Source organism: Rubellimicrobium rubrum (genome assembly GCF_006152115.1).
Taxonomy (GTDB): Bacteria; Pseudomonadota; Alphaproteobacteria; order Rhodobacterales; family Rhodobacteraceae; genus Rubellimicrobium; species Rubellimicrobium rubrum.
The window spans coordinates 1-3734 of sequence record NZ_VDFU01000075.1 but is presented as its reverse complement, the minus strand read 5'-3'; the positions used below and the strand labels follow the sequence as shown (position 1 = coordinate 3734).

4 protein-coding genes are annotated in these 3734 nt (G+C 62.7%); 3 read left to right on the top strand and 1 reads right to left on the bottom strand.

Annotation, left to right across the window (positions count from 1 at the left end):
* The first annotated feature begins 630 nt into the window (after positions 1-630).
* Entirely contained in the window at positions 631-1278 is a 648-nt protein-coding gene (locus tag FHG66_RS21180; protein ID WP_139079128.1) for a cysteine hydrolase family protein, read from the top strand.
* A 154-nt stretch (positions 1279-1432) separates the two neighbouring features.
* Here the strand turns inward: FHG66_RS21180 and FHG66_RS21175 are convergent, their stop codons facing one another.
* Positions 1433-1858 (bottom strand): VOC family protein, encoded by a 426-nt coding sequence (locus FHG66_RS21175; RefSeq protein ID WP_139079127.1) that lies wholly within the window; start codon positions 1856-1858, stop codon positions 1433-1435.
* 113 nt (positions 1859-1971) lie between these two features.
* On the opposite strand from FHG66_RS21175, the gene FHG66_RS21170 reads away from it, so the two are divergent.
* Both FHG66_RS21170 and FHG66_RS23050 read left to right on the top strand, forming a co-directional pair.
* Positions 1972-2550 carry a TetR/AcrR family transcriptional regulator gene (locus tag FHG66_RS21170; protein ID WP_218013947.1) on the top strand — a complete coding sequence of 193 codons (579 nt, stop codon included), beginning with the start codon at positions 1972-1974 and terminating at the stop codon, positions 2548-2550.
* A 231-nt stretch (positions 2551-2781) separates the two neighbouring features.
* The gene (locus FHG66_RS23050) at positions 2782-3177 is read left to right on the top strand and encodes a DUF6894 family protein (protein WP_425471772.1); all 396 of its coding nucleotides are present in this window, start codon (positions 2782-2784) and stop codon (positions 3175-3177) included.
* The last annotated feature ends 557 nt before the right edge of the window (positions 3178-3734 follow it).

Here is a 3734-nt window from a genome sequence, read left to right as displayed (position 1 = left end):
CAGCCCTTAGGGTGTTCCGACCATGAAAGGGGAAGGACGCAAGAAGCAGCCTTCGCAGTGGCGCTCCGTTAACGTGCTAAGCGGGACCTTCCTGAGCCTGCTGAAGTGCCTTTGAAACTATCGCGCTTAGCCCGCTTGCGGTCATCGTCGGTTTTCCATCACAGAAAGCATATGCGATCCGCTTTGCTGTTCTCGGCTCAGCGGCTTGGCCCGGACAAACCCGAAAGCTCAACCTATACGTAAGGGGATCCTTGAACGGACAGTCCGAGCTTGCTCCACAGCCCCTTGTCAAACTAGGGGAAGAGTCGTGCTACAGTGCTGGTACGGTAATAGTCCCATGGACAGGGGGTTTTGCGGACATGTCGGCGGCCAACACACGCCCTCTCGCTAAGAGCCTGCATTTGACCGACACGGACAGCCTTAAACCTGATTGGTCCTGAGGTCGTTTCCGACAGCATCCATCGTTCCGGGCCGGAGTTCCTCATCAGCCTTCATGATGGCGCATACTGTCCTTCTTGCCCTCCCTATCTGAGAGACCACCTAGCCCTCTGGCGAGTTGCGACCGCATAACCTTCGCGCCTAAAGTCCCGTGACGCCCGCCGTTCGCATGGGACTTTCGGGAGCTGACGGATGAAATCTGCGCAGGGTCTGCTCATCCCGACCAGAATTGAGGAGCTTTGCGACCCCAGCCGAATGGCGCTTCTGGTCTACGACATGCAGGCCGGCATCACGAGCCAGGTTCAGGACGGGGGACGGATCACCGAGCGCGCTGGGCGCGCTCTCGGTGTGGCACGCGCCGTTGGCATGCGGGTCGCCTTCACACGACATTTGTCCATGCCGAAAAGCTGGATGGGCGTTACTCAGTATCGGACTGCCATGGCCTGGCAGCGCACAGATGACCCGGACAGCGTCAGCCCTTGGTTCCTCCGCGAGACACCCGGCTTTTCCATCGTGCCCGAACTCGCGCCCACGCCGGAAGAGACAGTGTTCGACAAGCTCGCCATGTCCGCCTTTGAGGGCACGCCGCTCAGCTATGCCTTGCGTGACTGCGGCATAACGGCGGTTGCGATCGTCGGCATCGCGCTCGAAATTGGCATTGAGCCGACCTGTCGGCACGCCACCGACCTGGGCTTCATCCCTGTTGTGCTTGCGGACGCCTGCGGCGCGGGTCACCCCGAGGCCGGAGAGCGCACGTTGGAGGCGATGCGCTTTATTGGCGAGGCTGTGATCAGTGACGTGGACAGCTTTGCCCGACTGTTCGAGCGTCCGAAGGTTTGAGAGCCAAGCGAACCTCCTGCGGAACTATGCGACAATTATCGCTCGAGCGGAGAGAGCAGCTTCAAGCTTGGTGCGATAGCGCTGGAAGCAGCTGACCTGCACTTCCACTTATGGCGGCAGGCAAGGATGTGCCGTCCTTCGCCTTATTGGTCGTTCATTTCGGCAAGGCTTCCGGGCGAAACTGCGCGGTATAGGCCTCGTCAGGCGGGATCGGGGTGATGACGTCGATGAGGACGCCGCTGGGGTCGGCTGTGATGAAGTGGCGCTGGCCGAAGGTCTCGTTACGCAGCGCCAGCAGGATCGGAAGCCCTTCCGCGACCAAGCGCGCGTGGACAGCATCCACGTTATCGACCTCGAAGTTGAGCAGGACACCCCCAGCACGGCCCCGGGCCGGCTCGGGGATAGTCACGTGATCTCCCTGCAGGACGGCGAGGTTCACGGACGGATCGTCACTCTTTTGAAGGTGGACGTACCAATCGGTCTCGAACAGGGGCCTGAAGTCGAAGTGGCTGACGTAGAAGGCCGCAATCGGTGCTACCTCCTGCACCATCAGGACCGGGTAGTAGCTGGTGATCCTCACGCTTTCTCTCCTCGCGCCGAAAGCATACACTCTGCATGTGGCGCGTCTATAACAAACAGGCAGTATGCATGCAAGTATCGGGCCGGCGCAGTAACCAAGTGCGAAGCGAGGAAATGCGGGATCGGCTGCTCGCAGCTGCTCGGCCCCTGTTCGTGGCTCACGGCTTTGCCGGAACCAGCACACCCGCCATCGTGGCGGCCGCGGGCGTGACACGTGGTGCCCTGTACCACCACTTCGAGGACAAGGCGGCGCTCCTCAGGGCCATTCTCGAGCGCGAAGCTCAGGCAATTGCTGTGGCAATAGAGGAAGTGGACCAGCCAGAGATGACGCCGGTGCAGCGCCTGCTCGCCGGGGCCGAGGCCTACCTCGCAGCGATGTCCGTCGAAGGTCGTGCCGACCTTCTGCTTGTTCAGGGGCCGGCGGTGCTTGGCAGCGAGGAGGTCCGGCGGATCGAGGCCGGACACGGTGAGGCCAGCCTTCGAGCTGGCCTCGAGGAAGCCGTAGCCGCCGGCGCTTTGCCCGATCTGCCCATCGAAGCCTTGGCTTCGATCCTGTCGGCGATGTTCGAGCGAGCCGCCCTTGATGTCGAGGCGGGAGCCAAGGCGGTGGACCTCCTAGCCACCTTGCGCGCCGTTCTGGTCGGACTGTTCCACAGCCACCCACGCGGACAGGTGGGCCGTCGAATTCCTTGACCTCGCCGGCACCTGGCCCGACCTCTTCGAGTCCGTTTGCGAGACCGAACTGGCCTCGCTGTCGCCTGACCCCGACCTGGACGGTGCCCGCACAGCTACGCCCGCGCTGACCTGAATCCGCTCAGGGGGCTACAGCCGGTGATTACCCCGAAGCTGCGCCATGAACTCCGCATCGCCTCTAGCCGTCGCCCACGCGCCAGTGACGGCTCGAGCTGCCCTTTGCACCGGTTCATGAGCTTCCCTAGGAGTTCGAGCATCGCGAGGCCGACATGCCTCAGAGAACCGTTGCGCCCCCCACGCTGGCGCCCGACGACAACAATCGGCCGCACAGGCTGCCAGCGCCTGCCTCCTGGCCCGTCTTTCATGCAACATCGGGGTCTCAAGCGGTGTTCAGGTGTTGATGTTGCCTGCAAGGACCCTGCCATGCCCCGCTACTTCTTCCACGTCGAAAGCGGCGCCCGGTTCCACGACGACCCAGGCGTTGCCATGGCCGGTCCAGAGAACGCCAGATCCGAAGCGGTTCTCGCTGTTGGAGAGATGCTGAGGGACATAGATGGCGAGTTCTGGGCGGCCCCGAGTAGCGCATGCACGTGGTCGATGAGGACGGGACGACCGTGTGCGCCCTAACGATCAAAGGCGAGTAAGCAGACAACATACCAGTGAGCCTGACCATCCACAGGACGTCTGGGTCAGGGCTCAACACTGACCCAGGGTGGCAGCAACGTGCGGCCAATGCCATACCTTCTTTGCGGGCCGCCGTTGAGATCGAGCGTTGATATGACGGGTTCCCCAGCCTGTTTCAGGGCCTGAGCCAGCTCAGTATCGAGACCGTCCCGGCTGTGCTCCTTCAGACCGCAATGTCGTCCCAGGCTGCAGTCGCCTTCTTTGCGGCCTAGACGGACGAGCGGCCCTTGCGCGCGATTGCCTGCCGGCTGCGGAGGGACCGCTCGCGCCGATCTATGAAACGCTGACTCCAGAGGGTTGTAAGGCAACATCGGCGACGGCCTGCCCCAGGAGGCTGGCTGGACGCTGGGCTCATAGCCCCGCCCACAGCGGCGCACCGGCGTAGAAGCGGGATCGGGCCGTTCGGCGACGAGGCGCCTGATCGAAACTCAAGAACACTGTTCTCTAACAGGGCAAGGGCTGGCTGCTCGGTTCTGAGCGGGGGATGTCCTTCGGGTGCT

Excerpts from the sequence above, each read along its gene's own strand:
- FHG66_RS21180 (WP_139079128.1), top strand. The coding sequence starts at position 631 with ATGAAATCTGCGCAGGGTCTGCTCATCCCGACCAGAATTGAGGAGCTT.
- FHG66_RS21170 (WP_218013947.1), top strand. The coding sequence starts at position 1,972 with ATGCGGGATCGGCTGCTCGCAGCTGCTCGGCCCCTGTTCGTGGCTCAC.
- FHG66_RS23050 (WP_425471772.1), top strand. The coding sequence starts at position 2,782 with ATGAGCTTCCCTAGGAGTTCGAGCATCGCGAGGCCGACATGCCTCAGA.